Raw genomic sequence first — 20,274 nt, 5'->3', positions numbered from 1 at the left:
TAATATTTTGGACTTAACAATTTCTTAACACTATGAGCTAAAATAACTTACTTAATTTTGCTCAATCTCCTACCAAAAGAAACCATGGCCAAGAAAAAAGTCATTGACCAAAACATCAATCAGGAAAACCTTTCCAAAACAGCATATTCATTATTTGACTTTACCAAAAAAGAAAAAACTTTTTTGATAGTCATCTGTATTTTGATTTCGATTGCGGCAATCATTGCACCCTATACCTATCCTGCCATGTGGTTTGGATTTTTCCTAGCAGCCTATTCTGCGATCGCCAATGACAGTATTCAGACCATAGGAACATTCATCGCCTCAAATCAACATAGAAAATGGTACTGGCTTTGGATTTTCATGGGGATGATTTTTGTGGCTACAGTCACTTACAGTTGGGTAGTCTATGATGGAGATGTCAGTCATCAGCGTCTATCTGTTCCAGGATTGGAAAAGGCACCTGAGAATTTCGTCTTTTTGCAATTAGCCGCCCCTATTGTCTTGCTGGTAATGACTCGATTGAGAATGCCAGTTTCAACCACCTTCTTGCTTCTCAATGTTTTCACCTACAAAGCCGGAACCATTGCAAGCGTAATGGTAAAGAGTTTCTTTGGATATATCCTGGCATTTGTGGTAGCCATTATTGTTTGGTTTTTACTAGAACGATTTGTTAAAAATTATCTTAAGGGAAAACCTAAACCTTACTGGACTGTATTGCAATGGATAACATCCGGAACACTTTGGTCAGTTTGGATTATGCAAGATGCGGCCAACATTGCGGTTTTTCTTCCACGTCAATTGGGAACCTTTGAGTTTATAGCATACGCAGGATTTGTATTTATTGGACTTGGATTTCTTTTCTACATGAAAGGAGATAAAATCCAAGGCATCGTAAACGAAAAAACCAATGTAACAGACGTAAGGGCAGCAACTATTGTAGACTTCGTCTATGCAATTATTCTTTTCTACTTCAAGATGTACAACAATGTACCGATGAGTACCACTTGGGTCTTCATTGGACTTTTGGGAGGTAGAGAACTTGCCATTGCAATAGGAAAACATGGTAAAGCTAAAAACAAACAAGCTTGGAGATTTAAAGCCTTGAAACTTGCAAGTAGCGATCTTTCTAAAGCCACAATCGGATTAGTTGTATCACTGATTTTGGCCATCGTAATTAATGAAGGCATTCGAAATGAAATTTTGGATTTCTTCAGATAATGGAGCTCTATTCTGATGAATATTTCATGAATGAGGCGCTCAAGCAGGCGCAGATCGCTTTCGAAGAAGGTGAAATCCCTGTTGGAGCAGTCATCGTCTCAAAAAACAGAATCATTGCCAAAGCTTATAATCAAACTGAAAAATTACAGGACGTAACCGCTCATGCGGAAATGATCGCAATAACGTCTGCTGAAAATACTCTAGGTGCTAAATACCTAACTGATTGTAGGCTGTATGTGACCTTGGAACCATGTACCATGTGCGGTGGGGCTTTGTTTTGGTCCCAAATATCTCAGGTCTTTTATGGAGCTTCTGATCCAAAAAGAGGGTTTAGACAGACCAATCCGAAAATTCTTCATCCCAAGACAAAGATTAGCGGAGGCCTTTTAGAGCAGGAATGCGGGGATTTATTACTTAGATTTTTCGAAAAACTCCGGAAATAGGATGTTTTTTGACAGAAAAGAACCTTTTATACTCGATAAGAGTTTACCAAGCAGATTCTATAGAAAATTTTATTAGATGTTTAACCATAAATTTTAGAGAAAAAATGGCTTTTGAACTACCATCTTTACCCTATGCATTTGACGCCCTTGAGCCGAATATCGATGCAAGAACTATGGAAATCCACTATGGTAAGCACCACAATGGATACGTAACTAATTTGAACAATGCTGTAGCAGGTACTGACTTGGAAGGCAAATCCCTTGAGGATTTGATGAAAGTAGCAGGTGCTCACACTGCAGTTCGTAACAATGGAGGAGGTCACTTCAACCACTCTTTGTTTTGGACTATCCTTAGCCCAAATGGTGGTGGCGAGCCTAGCGGTGCATTAGCTGAAGCAATCAACACCAAGTTTGGAACTTTTGCTGAGTTCAAAGATACTTTCAACAAAGCTGCGGCTACTCGATTCGGTTCTGGCTGGGCATGGTTGGTTGTGACGGAAAACGGACTTGCTGTCTCTTCAACTCCTAATCAAGACAATCCTTTGATGGACGTGGCTGAAATCAAAGGAACTCCAATCTTGGGCTTAGACGTATGGGAGCACGCTTATTACTTAAATTACCAAAATAGAAGACCTGACTACATCTCAGCTTTCTGGAATGTAGTTAACTGGGCTGAAGTAGAAAAGCGCTATCAAGCCGCTCTTTAATTCAGAGATAAAAAGTTTAATTTACAAGATCCCCGGGTGTCCGATCCGGGGATTTTTTTGTTCGCCCTGATACTAAAAACTGTTCGTATTCGAACAAGCCTCTTTTTAAATTTTGTTGAAAAATGGCCCCTATTGCTTTTTCAAGGGCTTTCTCATCAAATGGCATTTCTTTTTCATTAGATGGCATGAAAACAATTCAAACCAACTAAAATGAAAACTGCCAACTTGATTTTTCTTTCTTTCCTATTCTACCTTATGGGACTAAGTACCCTAGCAGCGAAAGACATCAGTAAACTATCCGGTAAAGTGGTAGACCAAACCGGAGCTCCAGTACCTTTTGCCAATGTAGCCCTTGTGAATACCGAGGGAGGAGGACTAGTAGATGGTGCAGTTTCTGATGAGGAAGGTGTATTCTTCATCGAATCCGTAAAGTCTGCGAAAGTTCAACTGGTTATTTCCTCCATTGGATATGCAACTTTCACATCGGAAAAATTTGATTTAGTGCCTGGCATGACCCGGGATTTCGGAACCATCACTATCAATGATGAAATGACCGGATTGGATGAGGTGACTGTCAAGTCCTCTCGTCCAGAAATCATCATCGAGCCTGATAAGACGATCGTGAACGTAGAAGGAACGGTCATGGCTGAAGGATCAAATACATTGGATGTAATCGGGAGATCACCTGGCGTATATGTAGATCAGGATGGAAATATCATCTTGAATGGAAGAGGTGGCGTGACTGTCATGATCAACGATCGCCCAACCTACATGAGTGCGACGGACCTTGCCAACTACCTCCGTTCTATGCCTGCCGAAAACATCAAGAGTATTGAGGTGATCAACAACCCTTCTGCCCGATTTGATGCAGAGGGAGCTGCCGGAGTAATCAATATTGTATTGAAGAAAAATACAGTGGATGGAGTATTCGGAAATATCCAAGTCGGTGCTCAATATAATGGCTTGGCTGCTCCAATTGGAGGTGCTACCATCAATGTGAAAAAAGGAAAATGGTCCACCAATGCGAATTTGAACTACAACGAATACGCAAATTACAATGACCTGGACATCATCCGGAACTTTGAATTGGAAGAAGGAACTTCCAGGTTTACACAGGATTCCAGAATTAAGACACGTTTCCGTACTCCAAACTTCACCGGATCTGCTAACTATGAAATCAACCCAAATCATAACTTGGGAGTCAATCTACAGGCATCACGATCTTCTGGCGGATCAAACAACACCTCCTTTACGGAGATTTCGATTCCAGGCGAAACGGACTTCAACTATCTGAACTCCTGGAATGATGACAATGGAACCAGAACACGGATTTTCGGAAACCTCCACTATGATGGAAAATTGGATACACTAGGCACCAAAATCTCTTCCGATATAGATTATACGATCATGGATGCCAATTCCACTTCCATCCTTTCAAATGAATATTGGACAGGGGAGCAACAGGCTAACTTTTACACAGATCGGATTCAGACCTTAAATGATATGTACTATACCATTTTCACAGCGAAGGTAGACTTTACCAAACCGCTTAAAAATGGAAAAGTATTGGAAACAGGTGTAAAAGGAAGCTGGGTGAAATCAGACAATGACTTAGATCTAAGTCGATCAATTGAGGAAGGACCATTTGAGCCAGATCCAAATTCCAACCGGTTCATTTACAATGAAAATGTATTGGCCGCTTATGCATCTCTCAAAGGTTCATTCAGTCCTAAGGTAAATTACCAATTTGGCTTAAGAGGGGAATACTCTGACATCTTGGGTAATTCTGTGACCTTGGATCAACAGAACAAACAAGAGTATTTCAACCTATTCCCTAGCTTCTTTGTACAGCATCAAGTGAGCGAAAAATACCAGGTGATCTACAATGTCAATAGACGAATCACTCGTCCTAATTACCGATTGTTGAATCCTTTTGTCTACTACATCGATCCATTGACTTCAGAAAGAGGAAATCCAAATCTCCGTCCTCAATACTCCAATAATATTGAGATGAACCATGTGATCAATGGGGCTTATCAATTCACGCTGGGGTATTCGGAGACGGAAGATGCCTTTATGCAAGTATTTATTCAGGATCAGGAAGAAAGAACTACCACCACTTTCACCGATAATTTCGATAAGACGAGAAACTTGAATTTCAGAGGAATTGTCCCTGTAGAAATCACGAAATGGTGGAATACTTCCAACATGGTTCAGGTGAATTACAATCAATTTAAATCCCAAATTGGACAGGATTTCCTAGATGTGGATCAAGTATCCTTTATGGCCCGAACTCAGCACAATGTTCAGTTGCCAAAGGGATTTAAACTCGAATTAGTCGGCATGTACGTTGGTCCTCAAATTTGGGGGCAGGGAACAATCGAAGGATTTGCATGGATGGATGCAGGTATAACCAAAAGCTTGATGAAAGATAAGGTAACCTTAGCCGTCAATGGAACAGATCTTTTCCGAACCCAAGTGATCCGAGCCAATGTAGACTTTGCTGATATCAATACAGGATTCAGACAGTACCGAAGCAATCAAGGTGTGCGTTTTACCCTTCGATGGAGATTTGCACAAGGTGAAAGTTTCCGTGTGAGATCTAGCACCGGTAGCTCTGAAGAAAGAAACCGACTAGATTAAAACTTAACATTTTGAAAACCAGCTCCCAACGAAGATATTTGTTGGGAGCTTTTTATTTAAAATTCGAAATTCTTATGAAACGTAGACTCCTTTTTATTTTCTCCATTTTATCTCTCATTGGACAAAACTCCTTCTCCCAAACAACCGACTTCAGTCAAGCAAGTAATTACCTTGATGCTCTTTTTGCCCATGATAAATACATGGGAACCGTATATTTATCTTCGGAGGGTAATCCCGTCTACTCCTACTCGGTCGGATATGCAGATAGGGATACAGGGCAAAAATTGGAGACTTCTACCAAGTTCAACATTGGTTCTATTTCCAAGATGTTTACTTCGGTTTTGATTTTTAAAAGCCTGGAAGAAGGGAAAATTAAATTGGATCAAGCGCTTTCTGATTTTTATCCTGAGATTCCAAATGCCGAAAAAATAACGATAGACCAACTTTTGAACCATAGGAGTGGAATCGCAAACTTTACCGATAGCCCACTCTATCTAACCTATTTCACCACCCCAAAAACAGAAGCTGAATTGATTCAAATCATCAGTTCAGGAGGAAGTGTTTTCGAACCGGACTCGAAGGCAGAATATTCCAACTCCAATTATATCCTGCTGACTTTTATCCTAGAAAAAGTTAATGGAAAAGACTTTGAGACACTTTTGGAAGAAAAAATCACCAAGCCACTCGGATTATCGAACACTAGGGTTTTTGATGAAATTAACCCTTCTGAAGACGAAGCTAGATCTTATGAATTTAGGGGAGGTTGGATCCTTTCGCCTGAGACTGATCCAAGTATTCCGCTAGGTGCAGGGGCTCTTCAATCCAACGTGGAAGACCTTGCAAAATTCATTGAGTCACTTTTTGCAGGAAAATTAATCTCTGAAGAAAGCCTTCAGAAGATGACCGAAATGAAGGATGGCTTTGGTCGAGGAATTTTTTCATTCCCATATTTTGAAAAACGAGCCTTTGGACACAATGGAGGGATTGATGGTTTTCAGTCTTTGCTGGGTTATTTTCCAGATGAAAAACTCACCATCGTCACACTTTCAAATGGCATGAATTGGAATGCAAATGAGGTGACACTTGCCTTATTGAACACTTATTTTGGAAAGGAAGTAGAGATTCCAAGTTTTGAAACTTACGACCTCGATCCTGCAGAAATCGATCAATATCTCGGGGTCTATACCTCAGAGCAAATTCCTTTGCAATTTACTTTCACCAAGAAAAATGACGCCTTGGTCGTACAGGCAACAGGACAGCCAGAAATAACTTTAGAACCGACAGCTGAGCATACCTTTGAATTTCAGCAGGTGGGTGCGGTCTTCATCTTCAATCCTGAAGAGAAAAGCCTAACCTTCAAACAGGGAGGGGGGACGTTCCAATACAAAAAGCAATAAAGAAAGAGCCGGATTTTCCGGCTTTTTTTGATCTTTGGAATATGCAGTCTTTTGACTTTCATACCCATGACCTCTCCTCTACCGGAATTTGGAATCTACCTTCCGATGAGACTCCAAACTCAGTAGGATATTTTTCAGCAGGTCTACATCCCTGGTTTTTGGAGGAAAATTGGAAAGAACAACTTCAGAAAGTCAAAACCCTTTCAAAACAAGATAATTGCTTAGCCATTGGTGAATGTGGATTTGATCGTCTTCGAGGTCCGAGTATTTCCATCCAACAAGCTGCCTTCGAAGCTCAAGCTGAAACTGCGGAGGAACTGGATATTCCTATAATTCTCCACTGTGTTAAGGCACACGACTTAGTACTAGCCTATTTAAAAAATCATAAAAATCCACCTTCCATTATTTGGCATGGTTGGAATTTAAAACCCCATTTAGCAAGTCAATTGTTGGAATTTCCGGTTTATTTTTCCTTTGGGAAAGCTTTGCTGAATGCTAACTCCAATGCTTCTAATTGGTTAAAAGCCTGTCCTTCAGATCGGATTTTTTTTGAAACAGACGATGCATCCCTAGGAATTGATTCCATATATGAAGCTGCTTCCTTAATTTTGGTCCGGCCTGTGGAAAATCTTCGAAAACAGGTCGTAGAAAACTGGAATCAAATCTCAAGTAGAAAAATCAAATGAGTGACTTTGCCTGGCTGAGCCGGACTGAGCTAATTACGGGAAGAGAGGGATTAGAAAAACTAGCCCAGAAGCATGTGTTGGTCGTAGGTCTGGGAGGCGTTGGCTCCTTTGCGGCTGAATTCATCGCCCGATCCGGAGTGGGAGAAATGACCATCATTGATGGCGATACAGTGGATATAAGCAATGTCAACCGACAATTACCTGCTACGCAAAAAAACGTTGGCCAGTCAAAAGCCGAGTGGATGGAAGAGCGGCTACTTGCGATCAATCCTAAGATGAAAGTTCATGCCATTCGGGAATTTTTACGTCCTGATGCGATGACCAAATTATTGGAAGAAAATGAGTTTGATTATGTGGTTGATTGCATCGACAGTTTCACTCCCAAACTTCACCTCATCGAAGGAGCTTATCGGAGAAAATTTCCACTTGTAAGTTCTATGGGAGCCGGTGGAAAGGTAGACCCCACCAAAATCCGTGTAGTCGATATTTCCGAAACCTACGAATGTAAACTGGCAAGGTTAGTTCGAAAGCGGTTGAAAAACCGGAAAATATACAAAGGATTCAAAGCAGTTTTCTCCACGGAACGGGTAATTCGAGAGAGCCTTATGATGACAGATGGCACCAACTTCAAAAAGTCAGCATATGGCACCATGTCCTTCCTACCAGCTGCTTTTGGATGCTCCTGCGCAGCTACGGTCATCAATGACTTACTGAAATCCTAATTTTGGAAGTGATATAAGAAAATCAAAACACCGGTGAAAGCCGGTTTTTTTTGGTCTTTGATTTCCAGCTTTACCTCCACTTCGGCTTTGACTGTCCCCCGAAGATTGGCCACATTCTTAAGCTTGGCTACAAGTCTTACTTCACTATCCACAGTGACAGCTTGTGCAAAACGCAGATTTTCTATTCCGTAATTGATCATCATTTTCAGGTTTTCCACCTGAACGATTTGCTCCCACAAAAATGGGACTATGCTCAAGGTCAAGTATCCGTGAGCAATGGTATTTCCAAATGCTCCTTCCGCTTTTGCCCTTTCTGGATCAGTGTGAATCCATTGATGATCATGCGTCGCATCAGCAAATAGATTAATCTGATCTTGAGTAATTTTGAAATAATCGGAGTTTCCCAACTCTTTTCCATTGTATACTTCAAAATCTTCAAAACTGCCGATGCGTATAGGATTTGTCATGATCTAGAGGATAGTTTTTGCTTAAAGCGAATTAGCGATGTTTATTTTTTATATGCAACCGAGACCTTTAAATAGAAAGTAAAATCACCAGAAGTTTGATATGCGGGGTCACAAAAATTTTTTCAACCTAATCTATTTTTTTTAAAAAATTCTAGTTCTTTTGTATCGATCACCAAACCAATAATTAATTTCCCTGAAATAATACATGAGTATCCCTTTCTTGTATCTCCGAATATTCGGGATTTTTTTGATGATTTTCTATCCAAATTATCACCCTAATGAAATTCCAGTTTTCTCTATTTTATCAGAAAAGCAGCGGATTGAATTAAAAGACGATTTCAACTTTATTCATCGAAGAGAAATTGAAGTTCAAGTTTTGAAAAAGGAAGGACTAGAGCATGTCCTTAATAGTATTCAATACAATTCCTTATCGAAAGTAATTGACTTTCGTCTTGAAATCGAAGATCCGGAATCCGGAAAAATCATTGAAAAAGCAAGGCTTCGGGACATGAGTGATGCCGCGGTTTATTCAGTCACCAATGCTTTTGATGACCAGCGATTTAAATTTTACAATATCCAAACTAGAAAATTCCCAATAACAGTCCGGGTGGTGACTGAAAAGGAATACAAGAGTAATTTTTACCTACCTGCTTGGATACCAGTTCAGCATTATAATCAGCAGGTTAAGGAGTCTCAGTTGGAAATTATTTTCCCTGAATCCATGGGTCTTCGCTATAAAGCTATAAATCTATTAGGAGAGTTCAAGGAGGAAAAGCTTCCTGATGAAATGGTACAATTTTCTTGGATCGAGAAGGATTTACCAGTACAAGATCGAGACCTCAAAATCGAAGACGATCATCGACTTTTGCTAGCTCCAATTCATTTTTCATTGGATGGTTTCGAAGGGAAAATGGAAGACTGGAATGGGCTTGCTAGCTGGCAATATGAATTGAATAAAGGCAGAGATGAGTTGCCTGAAAAATTCAAAAAAGAACTCCAGGAGTTGGTCAAAGACAAAGAAGACCTGTATGAGAAAGTAGAAGTTCTATATGAATACCTTCAAAAAAACTTTCGCTATGTCAGTATTCAGCTTGGAGTGGGTGGATGGCAAACTATGACCGCAGAAGAAGTTCTGAATTATTCATATGGCGACTGTAAAGGACTGACTAACCTCATGAAGGCCATGCTAAACGCAGTAGGAATCCCATCAAATTATACCTTGGTACAGGCGGGAGAATTTGCCCGAGATATCGAAATTGACCTTCCTTCGACTCAGTTCAACCATGTGATTTTACAGGTTCCTACTGATCAAGATCCAATTTGGCTGGAATGTACTGCAAACCTAATCCCAGCTGGTTTCTTGGGCTCTTTTACCAGAGATCGACATGTGCTGGTGACTGGCCCTGATGGAGGATATCTATCCAAAACACCAGATTACCAAGACGAAATCTGGAATAAAATCCAAACTCAAAGCGACATTCAGGTAGATCAGCAAGGGAATGCCAAAATTGAATTTTCAAGAAAATACCAAGGGATTTATTCCGAAAGACTGAGAATGCAAACCCAAAGTGCAGATGACCGGGAACAACGGAACTTTCTTACATCCCAACTCCCTATTCCAGGTCTTATTATTCAGGAAGTGCAGTTTCAAAATGATGCCTTGGACTCCTTACCCATTACCAACATTTCATTTTCGGGTATCCTCCAAAGATTTGCCGAACGGACTGCAAAGCGGATGATTTTAAGACCTTTTATGGGAGATATTTCCTCTCAGGCAAGCAATTCTGGGCGGTTGGTTCAGGAAGATGAGTTCACACTAGAATTGCCCGAAAATCTCCGCTTGGAAGAGGATTTGAGTTCTTACAATCTGGAAGAAGCCGGAGCTCAACTCTCATTTGAAATAGAGCAGGAAGACCAAGTCATCAAAATTAAGCGAACCATCGAGCTGAATATCGATGATGAGATGGAGGAAGAAGACAAAAAGTCATTGATCAAAAAACTGAATTTTCAAGCTAACAGACCTATTCATTTAATTAAAAATTACTCAGTACCAAATGAACTTTAAATCATTGTTTATCGGGGCTTTCGCACTTTTAGTTGGCCCTCTAAGTTTTGCACAGTCTTCAAAAATGGGGCAAATAAATGATAATGAATTTGCTCTGACTGATGTCTCCTACGAACCGGGAGCTGATGCAGTAGTTTTGGCAGAATTTGGCGAAACTCAATTTTTTGGAGACGTTTTAGAAACAAAATACTTTGTCCGCCTTAAAATCCTGACGGAAGCAGGTAAAGAATATGGAGATATCCGGATTCGTTTCTATTCAGGGGACGATCGGGTGGAAGAAATCAGTGGAATTAAAGCCCAAATCACCAATGTGGAAAATGGTAAACCACAAGTTACCAAGGTCGAAAAAGACGGAATTTTCCTTGTCGACTTAGCAAATGGGATGAAGGAATATAGAATTAGCTTCCCTAATGTTCAGATAGGTTCCATCATAGAATATCAATACAAAAAATCAGATAAGAATCAGGTGTTTTTAGATGGTTGGACTTTCCAAAATCCTATTCCAACACTCTATTCAGAATATCAGATCAAAATGATCCCCCAACTCCAATACAAAATGATGGGACAGGGCTATAATTTCACTACCCGAGCCGAAAGCACCAATTCCGATGGATTGTATACTTGGAAGTTGAGAAATCTCTATTCAAGTAAGGAAGAGCCTTACATGAAAAACTATCGGGATTATGTGGATAGAATTGAATTCCAACTATCACAATACCAAAAATATGACCCAGTAAGAGGTGTAGAATTGGTAGACTACTTGGATACTTGGCAGAAATTGGGCGACGGGGTAATCGATTATTACAAGGACAAAGGTTATTATCGTAGCAATCCAATTGAAAGAGAACTTGTAGAATTTGATATTTCTGGCAACACCCAGCGGGAAATTGCGGAAAAGGCATACTATTATTTGAGGGATAATTTCCAAAATGAGGGTGAAGATTGGATCTATCCAGAAAAGACCCTCAATCAACTTTTAAATTCAAAGACAGGAAGTCCCGGAGAACTGGTATTAGCCTTAATGGGAATATTGAAATCCGTCGGAATAGAATGTGATCCGGTCTTAATCGGAAGTAAGGGTTATGGTAGAAGTGAATTGGTCCCCTTCCCTTTTCTCAATCAATTTGATGAAATTCTTTTGCTGACTAAGCTAGATGGAGAACTGCAGTTCCTTGACCTCAGTGACCCATTGGCTCCGTTTGGATACGTAGATTTAGACAAACACGTGAAGGCAGGACTTCTTCTGAAGGAGGAGGAAAGTTCGCTTGTACCCATCACCATTAGGCATAATTCCAATTCCATCTATTTCAGTCAAATAGAATTGGATAGTGCCAAAAACTTGGTAATGAAAAACTCCATCCGGAATTCGATCTATCGAGGTTTGAATACAGCACATTTGATGAAAAGAGAAAATAATGACCCTGGATTCCTGAAAGAGCTGCTAGCTGGAGGCAATCCAAATGAAGAAATCAAAAATATTCAAATAGAGGATGAACTGGCTTCTAAAAATATCTTCACGATAAATTTTGAGAGAGTTCTTCCAAATTTTGGTGAGGCAGAGACCCTTATTTTCAACCCGCTTCAATATTCTTCATTCGCAGAAAATCCCTTCACACAAGATTTCAGAATTTACCCGGTAGACTTTGAATATAGCTTTAATGAAACATACAATGCTAATATTCAAATCCCAGAAGGATATGAAGTAGATGACTATCCATTGGCAGAAAATATTTCAATCCAAGGTGATTATATACGATTTAGCTTTCAGCCTAGTATCATGGACAATATGTTAAAAATCACGGCAAGGCTTGAAGTACGAAATCCTTTGATACCCGTTCAGCGCTATGGAGATTTGAAATTTTTCATGGAATCGGTAGCAGCGAAGCTTTCAGCTCCAGTTGTACTAAAAAAAGTGGCAAATCCTTAAAATCAAATCCTCCTCCCATAATGAAAGAAAGGAGATTATTTATTAGCTCCCAAATTCTTTGGAATCGGACAATTGAATAATGGTCTAAACTATCCTACGGATTACATCATATGAAAAAATTCGTCATGGGCTTTTTATGCCTTTGGCTATTTCCAAATTCGCAGCTTTTTGCTCAAGTTAAATTTGGCGGCTTTTCTTCTGAAGAACTAGAACTTGAAATGGTTCCATTCGAACCTGAAGCCAAAATTGTGGTCCTATATGAAGAAGGGAAAAGCTATTTCATGGTGAATGGACTCCATACGGAGTATTTCTACCGAGTCAAAATTCTTGATGAGAATTCTGAAGATTTCGGAAATATTGGAATTCAGTTTTTTCGCGGGAAAAGCCTAGTAGAAGATATCGTTAAACTTGAAGCCCAAGTTTCTTATTTAGAAGATAATCAGCGAAAAGTATACAAGCTCAATAAAAATGATTTTAAGGAAGTAAACTTGGGAGGAGGGGAATTTGAGTATAGAATCATTTTCCCTCATGTAAAAAAAGGCTCTATTTTGGAATGGTCTTACAAAAAAATAGACCATCAATATAGCGTATTGGAGGGCTGGGCCTTTGAGGGAGAAACGCCAAAACTTATCAGCAAATACAGCTTTTTGGCTCCAGATTTTTTCCAGTATCAAATGATTGTACAGGGAAAAAGACTAAATGAAAACAATGAGTTTTCAAGAAAGAAAAACACCTTTTCCTGGACCTTAAGGGATATCCCTTCAATGCCAATAGAGCCTTTTTCCGGAAGTGTAGTGGACCTTCAAGAGCGAGTAGATGGTTACCTGTATTCGAGCACCTATATCAATCCTAATAAAATTGATGAATCAGATGCTTTTTATTCTTCTTGGAATCAGGTAGCAGAGTACTGGTTTAAAATCCCGGATGTCAATAGCTATTTTGAAACAGATGCAGCCGATTTAAAAAATTACCCGAAATACTTTTTGGTCAATCAGCCTTCATTGAATGAGATTAAGGAGGTCTATCGCAAAATTTCACGTGAATTCATTTCTAATTCTTCTCGATGGTTGGAGCCAATTTACCCCATGGAAACCTACCTGGAGAAAAAAGAGGGAAACAGTTTTGATAAAAACTTACTTTTCGTGCATTTCTTACGAAAGAATGGGATCAATGCAAACCTCGCGATGGTGAATGAAAGAGGGAACGGGAGAGACAAGGTAATAGAAGTTCCATTTATCAATCAGTTTTCCAGTTCTATAATTAAAGCGGAAATTGAAGGGAAAAACTATTTCCTAGACCTTACTGATTCAATTATTCCTTTTGGAATGGTTCCTCCAAATAAACTTGTCTCAAAAGCTTTTATCCTAGAAAAAGACAAAGGAAGGCTTGAAGATATTACCCAGGCACACCGCTCAGGAAGCACCAGTTATATCCAACTTCAAACTGATAGTCTCGGGAATCTATTTTTCAATTACCAACAAAGATTCACGGACTATATGGCAATCGAGATTGCTAATTTCTTCAGGGATTCAGAGAATAAGACCGACAACTATTTTACAAACCAAAGCAATAATTCTACTGTGGATTTTGAATCAATCCATTTGCAGAATGATCTGCACACAAACCAAACCATTACCTTGAATTACAAAACTTCCCCCATTGATACCTTGGGTGAGTTGATTTTGCTTAGACCATTTGAATTTTCAAGATTTTTAAAAAACCCTTTCACTGAAACAGAAAGGCAATATCCAGTCATTTTTGATTTCCCTTTTTACGAAAATTTCAACATTTCTATCCCAATTCCAGCAGGGTTTGAATTAGAAGATTTCCCTTTTTCTGAAACTATTACAATTCCTTCCAAAAAAGCTCGGTTTATATTTTTGGTAGATTCTCAAAGTGACGAATTAAAAGTGAATTGCAGATTGGACATTCTTTCCGATAATTTCTCAGTAGAGGAATATCCTCACTTAAAATTTCTTCTTGAAAGTGTTGCTGCAAAGTTGAACACGCCAATCATTTTGAGAAAAATAAACTCACAGGATTGAGGCCAATTTTTCATAATTTTCTGAAAAATACAGCGCTCCCCCATGACCAAATACCTCCACGGCTATCAGGAAGAAGAACAACGCCGCCTATATGAGCAGGCAGGCCTTTTGGAGGGATTGATCTATCCTTGGATTGATCTGAACCGAAATAAAAATTTATTGGAACTTGGCTCTGGTGTAGGCGGTCAAACAGAAATTCTCCTAAAGCTCTATCCAAACCTATCCATTACCTGTGTTGAAATCGAAGCGAGCCAATTATCACAAGCTAAAAAGAACTTACAGGCTTTTCAGAAAAGAAATATAGAATTTATCCAACAGGATGCTACTCAACTTCAACTGGACAAGAAATTTGACTCGGCCTTTATTTGTTGGGTTTTAGAGCATATTTCAGATCCTCAAAAAGTATTGGAAGGCGTTTTTTCTCACCTTGAACCCCATGGGGTCATTTATCTAACCGAGGTATTTAATTCCAGCTTTCATTTTTATCCCAAATTGCCTGGACTTACCGATTATTATCAGGCATACAATACTTTTCAAGTTCAAAATGGAGGAAATCCAAATATTGGTCTTCAGCTTGGAAATTTATTGCATCAAGCAGGATTTGAAAATATTCTTGTCCAACCGGGCGGCTTCCTTCTTGACCAATCCCAACCTGAGAGATTTAAATTGATGACAGAATATTGGAAAAAGCTGATGTTGAGTTCTGCATCTGAAATGGTAGCTTCAGGCTTGATAGAAAATCATTTGGTAAATGAGATGAATTCAGATCTGGATAAGATATCAACCGATCCAGATGGCATATTTTTCTACCAGTTTATTCAGGCAAATGCCGTAAAGCCATGAAAAAGCTGCTAAAGTGGTTAGGAAGATTTTTGATTAAGCTATTCCTTGGCTTTCTGATTCTGTCATTGGCTTCAGTAATATTTTATAAGTATGTTCCCGTAGCTATTACTCCATTGATGGTTATTCGATGGGTAGAAAACCTTCAAGATGGAGAATCAAATCTTCCATTTGAAAAAGACTGGGTATCGGAGGAAGAAATTGCTCAGGTTGCTTTTCAGGCAGTCTATGCTTCAGAAGACCAAAACTTCCTAAATCATTCAGGCTTTGATTGGGAGGCCATGAAAACTGCCTGGGAAGAAAATCAAAAAGGAAGGAGAGTGCGAGGAGCCAGCACAATCTCGCAGCAAACAGCAAAAAACGTGTTTTTATGGCCGGGAAGAAATTATGTCCGAAAGGGCCTCGAAGCATATTTTACGCTACTCATCGAATTGATTTGGGGAAAAGAGCGAATTATGGAGGTTTACCTGAATGTGATTGAAATGGGTCCAGGAATTTATGGAATCGAAGCTGCCTCTCAGAAATATTTTGGGAAATCCGCCGCCCGACTAAGCAAAAGCGAGGCGGCCTTGATCGCAGCTTGCTTGCCAAATCCCCGGCGCTGGTCTCCGAAAAACCCTACCAATTACATACGCCAAAGACAAAGCTGGATTATGCGGCAAATGGGAAATCTAGAATCCTTGCCATTTGGGAAGTAGATAGTATTATTTCATTTCTATTTTGTATTATTCTCACATGTGGATTGTCAGCAAAAGTTAGCAGCACTTTCAATTAAATCTCCGGGAAACGATTCAGAATAAAATTTGTTCAAGAATGTTTTTCCTATTGACAATAGCGCATTACCTGTAGGTTAACTGAAAGTTAAAAATCGCCCTATACGCAACGTATTTGAAGATTAAAAAAGTCAAGAATTTTTTATCCACATTTTCATTAATTTATCCACAGTTCTCCACATTAATCATATATATTATTGATTTTCAGTTATTTATATTGATTTCAAAAAGCCTAGATTTGTGGATAATTGTAGCTAACTTAAAATTGATGATTCAAAATTTTTCAAAAACCGTGGATAATTCCAAAATCCAAATTTTATTCTAAAAAGAAATTATTCGTGCTTTTTTCGGATCAATCTTTTTCGATAGGAATTAAAAATTCTCGACTTTGATACGAAGCCTATATAGCGTCCATCCTCTACTACAGGTAAGTTCCAAGCTCCAGACTTTTCAAATTTTTCCATTGCTTTTTGCATATTTTCATCAGAAGATAGGATTTCTGGAGGACTATGCATGAGGGACTGAATCTGAACGGTCTCCTGCTTCTCAGCATCAAACATAATATCGCGAATATCATCTAGTGTGATGATACCACGAAGATGCCTATGTTCATCGACCACAGGAAAAATATTCCGTTTGGAAATTTTGACCAAATCAATCAGATCTTTCAATCGGGCATTTGGATGGATCGGCAGCAAATCCCGCTCGATTACCTGATGGATGGAAATCATATCCAGCAATTCTTGATCTGGCGTCTCTGGTAGGTAGCGTCCTTTCTCCTTCAATTGAAGGGTGTAAAGACTATCCTTTTGATAATAAGTCTTGGTGACAAATGAAATAGCCGAAACAAACATAAGCGGAACAAAAAGCTCGTAACCGCCTGTAATTTCAGCAATCAAGAATATCGCGGAAAGCGGTGAATGTTGGACTCCTGCCATCACCCCACACATGGCTACTAGCGTAAAATGAGCCAAAGGGAGCGGCATATGAAAGTCAAACATGTTTTTCGCGAATGCAAAAAGGAAACCCAAAATTCCCCCGACATAGAGCGAAGGAGCAAATATTCCCCCAGCGCCACCAGCACTCAATGTTAGGGCAGAAGCAACAGGTTTGATTAGGATTACAAATGCCAGGAAGAACAAAATCATGTAGGGATTTTCGATCGCAGAGAAGAATGGCGATTTATCCAATAATTGACTGGATTCTCCACGAATCAACATATTCAAAGTATCGTAGCCTTCTCCATAAATTGGCGGAAAGAAAAATAGGATAAAACCCAACAAAGCCCCTCCATACAGAATCCGAAGCAGTTGACTTTCGAATCCTTCCATGATCTTTTCCGTACGCATCACGGCCTTACTAAAGTAAAGAGAGGTAATCCCACAAAGTATTCCCAGCACCAAGTAATAAGGCATATGAGAAGCCTCAAAGGAATCCTGTAGATCGAAATAGAAGACCCGATCTCTTCCGATGAGAATCATGGAAGTCAAAGAACCGGTAACTGAAGCAATGAGAAGCGGAATGAAACTAGCGGTACTGATTTCCATCAATATTACCTCAATGGCGAAAATCACCGCTCCAATAGGAGCTCCAAATATGGCAGAGATCGCTCCCGCAGCTCCGCAACCAATTAATAAGGCCCGTTTTTTTGAATTAAGGTGAACGAGAACCCCAATATTGGATCCAATCGCCGATCCTGTCACCAGCATGGGCGCTTCCAATCCTACCGATCCTCCAAAACCTACCGTCAAAGCAGAAGTAATTACCCGACTGTAAGTTTTTACACGAGGGATTAGGCTTTGCTTTTTTGAAATAGTAAACAATACATCCGGAATCCCATGACCTCCAAAATCCTTGAAAAGGTATTTACTGAGAATGAAAGCTGCCGAAATACCTATAATTGGATAAATGATGTAGAGGAAATTAGCGTACTCCACATAAAAGTCCTCCGTTAAAAAATTTTGGATAAAGTGCACCCCCTCCTTCAAAATCACTGCGGCTACTCCAGAAAGTATCCCAATTATCCCACTGAGTATCAGGATAAAATTCTGATTGCTCATATGGCGAAGCCTCCAAATGAGCAGACGTGCAATGAAATCATTCTTTGCCAAAACAGTGGAGTTTTGTTCCAGAAAGCAAAGTAACTAAGCTCTCCATCAAAGGAAAAAAAAGCGTCAAGGAATTATGGGTTCTTCATCGATTTTTTTGATACAAGCCAGAATTAGATTGCAAGAATCGACAAAAAATTGAGGATCAACATTTCTATATTCATCACTTGGCTGATGATAATCCTCATGGTCTTCGACTCCAAAATAAAGATGAGGAATCTTTTTTTCGAAAAAAGCACCATGATCAGAGGAGCGGGTCCAATCATCCCGCCCCGTTCCAGGAACATCATGTCCGAATTTTAACAGAGGTTTTCCTTCAGAGTCCGCATCCTCCAATAACTTCCGAAATTCAGGATAATAGTGTGTTCCTGAAACATAAAGTTCGCCAGCTTCATTTCTAGAGATCATATCCATATTGACATTGAGAAGGATTTGATCCAACTCAAAAGGAAAATCTTCCACCAAAGCTTTAGCTCCCTGCAAGCCTTTTTCTTCAGCATCCAAAGCCGCAAAAATCATAGAGTGCTGAGGTGGGTTTTGAGAAAAATATCGAGCCATCTCAATCAAAGCAGCGGTACCGGAAGCATTGTCATCCGCACCATTATATATTGAATCTTCCGAAGCAGATGCTCTGCCTATTCCTACATGATCAAAATGAGCAGTGATAACAATAATTTTCTTACTCTCTGTTCCTGGTACAAAACCGACTACATTATATCCTGTGATGGTCCTATTCTCTCTTCTACTGGTAAATCGGAATTCCTGCAAAAAATCAGGGTATTGGGAATCAAGGCCCATATCCATAAATTCTTTTCGGATATAATCTCGAGCTTCACGATTTTCGGCAGTTCCCGATTCTCTTCCTTTCAGCTCATCTGAAGACAAATAAACCAAATGTTTGATCAGGCTTTTTTCTTGGAGTTTTTGAGAAAAAGAAATGTGGATGGTAAAAAACAGTAGAATTGTAGCGAATACTTGAAGATTCCATCTCATGAGCTGGTAATTTTTTCGTTATTTAAAGTCGAAATTTAAAAGGAAGCAGTCAGAAACCTTCATTCATGAAATATTTCTTTTTCGTTTTACTTCTTGGTTTCATTTCCTTGAAGGCCTTTCCTCAGAATGGATTGCCTCAAAGTTTTTATGATGGCAAGTCTGTCGTCTTGGTTTCTGTAGATCCAGGCGCTAGGCCTGTTATGGACTGGAAAATCGCATCTGACACCGTGCATCATTATCTAGTAGAAGCCGGAGGTGACCCGGTGGCCTATTATGAATTGGAGCAAGTAGTGCTTTCTGAGGAAGTGCAGGCCGCCTATGCAAAAGCATTCGAGCAGCGGCTGGTGAAGAATATCATCTTGATCACTCGGCAAAAAAATCAATCCAGTATCCACATCGGTGAGTTCAGCGGAGATGGAAAAGTAATCTCTAGTACGGCTTTATATGGCTCAACTGCAACAAATTTACCGGAAGCTGGAAAGCAGCTTGCCAATGCCGCTAAAACTACCCCAAGCAAAAATTTATTGGTGATCGATGTACCAGAATTCCCAAGCTTGGCAGGAATAGAAAGCAACACCAGCCTTGCTGCCTCCAAATTTCTACCGAGAAATCCTTTGAATTTAGAAGTTTTTAAGCTCGGGATTCCTTTGGAGGGAAGTAGTGCTGCCACCGGATTTCTGAGCTTCTTCAGGTTTGATCTATTTGGAAAATCTCCTGAAACAATCTTAGCTGAACAAGCTACTCAAAAAACCCAACTCGAATCTATCTTGAATGCAGAATATCCCCATGAATTCGTTTGGCTTACTGAACCCAAAACCAATGAGGAATTAATTCGGGATCGAGTACAATTTTTATTGATTCGAGTGGAGGGCCGCGAAGCTGATTTAAAGAAAAGTATGGGGCTAGAAGCCGACCCACAAACTGAAACAGAAACGGTAGTCAAGTATTACATCAAGTTGATTGTAAGGGACGAACTTTACATTGGACCTGAATGGGATGCAGATCCCGATTGGAGAGTGGCACTTCGAAATTTCCTGAGAAATCTAAAAAAGTAAACCTCCCCGAAGGGAGGCTTTGTTGCTTGACTGAATTAGGGGTGATTAAAGCAACTTCTACTTGTAATTCCTGTGATGAAAAGTTCTTTTTCGTATATGAACGATTCTTTTCCCTAAAGAAATAAAAAAAGTTCTAACATCCTAAATTTTGAAAAAAGTTTTTCAATTAAAATTGGCTTTTT

Annotated in this window: 17 protein-coding genes; 13 read left to right on the top strand and 4 right to left on the bottom strand. The window is 39.6% G+C overall.

Translation table 11 applies throughout. The features are described 5' to 3' along the window. Positions 1-84 precede the first annotated feature (84 nt). The 3 genes from E4S40_RS07070 (at position 85) to E4S40_RS07060 (ending at position 2,371) form a co-directional block, all read left to right on the top strand. The gene (locus tag E4S40_RS07070; RefSeq protein ID WP_135072625.1) at positions 85-1,221 is read left to right on the top strand and encodes a hypothetical protein; all 1,137 of its coding nucleotides are present in this window, start codon (positions 85-87) and stop codon (positions 1,219-1,221) included. After that, on the top strand, positions 1,221-1,664 hold the full coding sequence (locus tag E4S40_RS07065; RefSeq protein ID WP_135072622.1) for a nucleoside deaminase: 444 nt from the start codon (positions 1,221-1,223) through the stop codon (positions 1,662-1,664). The genes E4S40_RS07070 and E4S40_RS07065 overlap by 1 nt, the downstream gene beginning before the upstream one ends. A 104-nt stretch (positions 1,665-1,768) precedes the next feature. Further along, positions 1,769-2,371, top strand: a complete 603-nt coding sequence (locus E4S40_RS07060) for a superoxide dismutase (protein WP_135072620.1) — start codon at positions 1,769-1,771, stop codon at positions 2,369-2,371. Between the two features lie 16 nt (positions 2,372-2,387). Here the strand turns inward: E4S40_RS07060 and E4S40_RS17075 are convergent, their stop codons facing one another. Beyond that, positions 2,388-2,558, bottom strand: a complete 171-nt coding sequence (locus tag E4S40_RS17075) for a hypothetical protein (RefSeq protein WP_161971782.1) — start codon at positions 2,556-2,558, stop codon at positions 2,388-2,390. Between the two features lie 23 nt (positions 2,559-2,581). Between E4S40_RS17075 and E4S40_RS07055 the strand changes: the two genes are divergently transcribed. From E4S40_RS07055 to E4S40_RS07040, 4 genes are all read left to right on the top strand, one after another. Beyond that, complete coding sequence (locus E4S40_RS07055) at positions 2,582-5,014, top strand: outer membrane beta-barrel protein (protein ID WP_135072618.1); 2,433 nt, start codon at positions 2,582-2,584, stop codon at positions 5,012-5,014. Between the two features lie 74 nt (positions 5,015-5,088). Further along, positions 5,089-6,411, top strand: a complete 1,323-nt coding sequence (locus tag E4S40_RS07050; RefSeq protein ID WP_135072616.1) for a serine hydrolase domain-containing protein — start codon at positions 5,089-5,091, stop codon at positions 6,409-6,411. Positions 6,412-6,452: 41 nt separating this feature from the next. Next, complete coding sequence (locus E4S40_RS07045) at positions 6,453-7,097, top strand: TatD family hydrolase (protein WP_135072614.1); 645 nt, start codon at positions 6,453-6,455, stop codon at positions 7,095-7,097. Further along, complete coding sequence (locus tag E4S40_RS07040; protein ID WP_135072612.1) at positions 7,094-7,819, top strand: tRNA threonylcarbamoyladenosine dehydratase; 726 nt, start codon at positions 7,094-7,096, stop codon at positions 7,817-7,819. Before E4S40_RS07045 ends, E4S40_RS07040 begins: the two co-directional genes overlap by 4 nt. Here E4S40_RS07040 and E4S40_RS07035 read toward each other — a convergent pair. Next, positions 7,816-8,286: a MaoC family dehydratase gene (locus E4S40_RS07035; RefSeq protein ID WP_135072610.1), complete on the bottom strand. Its 471-nt coding sequence runs from the start codon at positions 8,284-8,286 to the stop codon at positions 7,816-7,818. The genes E4S40_RS07040 and E4S40_RS07035 overlap by 4 nt on opposite strands. Before the next feature lie 205 nt (positions 8,287-8,491). On the opposite strand from E4S40_RS07035, the gene E4S40_RS07030 reads away from it, so the two are divergent. The 5 genes from E4S40_RS07030 to mtgA all read left to right on the top strand — a co-directional run bounded on the left by E4S40_RS07030 (position 8,492) and on the right by mtgA (position 15,861). Then, positions 8,492-10,351 (top strand): transglutaminase-like domain-containing protein, encoded by a 1,860-nt coding sequence (locus tag E4S40_RS07030; protein ID WP_135072608.1) that lies wholly within the window; start codon positions 8,492-8,494, stop codon positions 10,349-10,351. Next, positions 10,341-12,278, top strand: coding sequence for a DUF3857 domain-containing protein (locus E4S40_RS07025; RefSeq protein ID WP_135072606.1), 1,938 nt, complete (start codon positions 10,341-10,343; stop codon positions 12,276-12,278). The genes E4S40_RS07030 and E4S40_RS07025 overlap by 11 nt, the downstream gene beginning before the upstream one ends. A 110-nt stretch (positions 12,279-12,388) precedes the next feature. Beyond that, positions 12,389-14,323, top strand: coding sequence for a DUF3857 domain-containing protein (locus E4S40_RS07020; protein ID WP_135072603.1), 1,935 nt, complete (start codon positions 12,389-12,391; stop codon positions 14,321-14,323). A 42-nt stretch (positions 14,324-14,365) separates the two neighbouring features. Then, entirely contained in the window at positions 14,366-15,166 is an 801-nt protein-coding gene (locus E4S40_RS07015; protein WP_135072601.1) for a class I SAM-dependent methyltransferase, read from the top strand. Beyond that, a complete protein-coding gene (gene mtgA, locus E4S40_RS07010) occupies positions 15,163-15,861 on the top strand; it encodes a monofunctional biosynthetic peptidoglycan transglycosylase (RefSeq protein ID WP_135072599.1) in 699 nt (232 codons plus the stop codon). Before E4S40_RS07015 ends, mtgA begins: the two co-directional genes overlap by 4 nt. A 407-nt stretch (positions 15,862-16,268) precedes the next feature. Here the strand turns inward: mtgA and E4S40_RS07005 are convergent, their stop codons facing one another. Next, positions 16,269-17,996, bottom strand: coding sequence for a chloride channel protein (locus E4S40_RS07005; RefSeq protein WP_394345411.1), 1,728 nt, complete (start codon positions 17,994-17,996; stop codon positions 16,269-16,271). A 114-nt stretch (positions 17,997-18,110) separates the two neighbouring features. Beyond that, positions 18,111-19,037, bottom strand: a complete 927-nt coding sequence (locus E4S40_RS07000) for a M28 family peptidase (RefSeq protein WP_135072594.1) — start codon at positions 19,035-19,037, stop codon at positions 18,111-18,113. A 65-nt stretch (positions 19,038-19,102) separates the two neighbouring features. Here E4S40_RS07000 and E4S40_RS06995 point away from each other — a divergent pair, with 65 nt between their 5' ends. After that, the gene (locus E4S40_RS06995) at positions 19,103-20,092 is read left to right on the top strand and encodes an NTPase (RefSeq protein WP_135072592.1); all 990 of its coding nucleotides are present in this window, start codon (positions 19,103-19,105) and stop codon (positions 20,090-20,092) included. Positions 20,093-20,274 lie beyond the last annotated feature (182 nt).

Origin of the sequence: Algoriphagus kandeliae, from assembly GCF_004571135.1 — a bacterium.
Lineage (GTDB): Bacteria > Bacteroidota > Bacteroidia > Cytophagales > Cyclobacteriaceae > Algoriphagus > Algoriphagus kandeliae.
The sequence above is the reverse complement of the archived record's forward strand: the minus strand, read 5'-3'. Positions and strand labels throughout refer to the sequence as shown.

What these genes read in the sequence shown, in the direction of transcription:
- E4S40_RS07060 (WP_135072620.1), top strand. Translation starts at nt 1,769, where the DNA reads ATGGCTTTTGAACTACCATCTTTACCCTATGCATTTGACGCCCTTGAG.
- E4S40_RS07050 (WP_135072616.1), top strand. Translation starts at nt 5,089, where the DNA reads ATGAAACGTAGACTCCTTTTTATTTTCTCCATTTTATCTCTCATTGGA.
- E4S40_RS07045 (WP_135072614.1), top strand. Translation starts at nt 6,453, where the DNA reads ATGCAGTCTTTTGACTTTCATACCCATGACCTCTCCTCTACCGGAATT.
- E4S40_RS07000 (WP_135072594.1), bottom strand. Translation starts at nt 19,037, where the DNA reads ATGAGATGGAATCTTCAAGTATTCGCTACAATTCTACTGTTTTTTACC.
- E4S40_RS07025 (WP_135072606.1), top strand. Translation starts at nt 10,341, where the DNA reads ATGAACTTTAAATCATTGTTTATCGGGGCTTTCGCACTTTTAGTTGGC.
- E4S40_RS07015 (WP_135072601.1), top strand. Translation starts at nt 14,366, where the DNA reads ATGACCAAATACCTCCACGGCTATCAGGAAGAAGAACAACGCCGCCTA.
- E4S40_RS07005 (WP_394345411.1), bottom strand. Translation starts at nt 17,996, where the DNA reads ATGAGCAATCAGAATTTTATCCTGATACTCAGTGGGATAATTGGGATA.
- E4S40_RS07040 (WP_135072612.1), top strand. Translation starts at nt 7,094, where the DNA reads ATGAGTGACTTTGCCTGGCTGAGCCGGACTGAGCTAATTACGGGAAGA.
- E4S40_RS07035 (WP_135072610.1), bottom strand. Translation starts at nt 8,286, where the DNA reads ATGACAAATCCTATACGCATCGGCAGTTTTGAAGATTTTGAAGTATAC.
- E4S40_RS17075 (WP_161971782.1), bottom strand. Translation starts at nt 2,558, where the DNA reads ATGCCATCTAATGAAAAAGAAATGCCATTTGATGAGAAAGCCCTTGAA.
- E4S40_RS07055 (WP_135072618.1), top strand. Translation starts at nt 2,582, where the DNA reads ATGAAAACTGCCAACTTGATTTTTCTTTCTTTCCTATTCTACCTTATG.
- E4S40_RS07065 (WP_135072622.1), top strand. Translation starts at nt 1,221, where the DNA reads ATGGAGCTCTATTCTGATGAATATTTCATGAATGAGGCGCTCAAGCAG.
- mtgA (WP_135072599.1), top strand. Translation starts at nt 15,163, where the DNA reads ATGAAAAAGCTGCTAAAGTGGTTAGGAAGATTTTTGATTAAGCTATTC.
- E4S40_RS07020 (WP_135072603.1), top strand. Translation starts at nt 12,389, where the DNA reads ATGAAAAAATTCGTCATGGGCTTTTTATGCCTTTGGCTATTTCCAAAT.
- E4S40_RS07070 (WP_135072625.1), top strand. Translation starts at nt 85, where the DNA reads ATGGCCAAGAAAAAAGTCATTGACCAAAACATCAATCAGGAAAACCTT.
- E4S40_RS07030 (WP_135072608.1), top strand. Translation starts at nt 8,492, where the DNA reads ATGAGTATCCCTTTCTTGTATCTCCGAATATTCGGGATTTTTTTGATG.
- E4S40_RS06995 (WP_135072592.1), top strand. Translation starts at nt 19,103, where the DNA reads ATGAAATATTTCTTTTTCGTTTTACTTCTTGGTTTCATTTCCTTGAAG.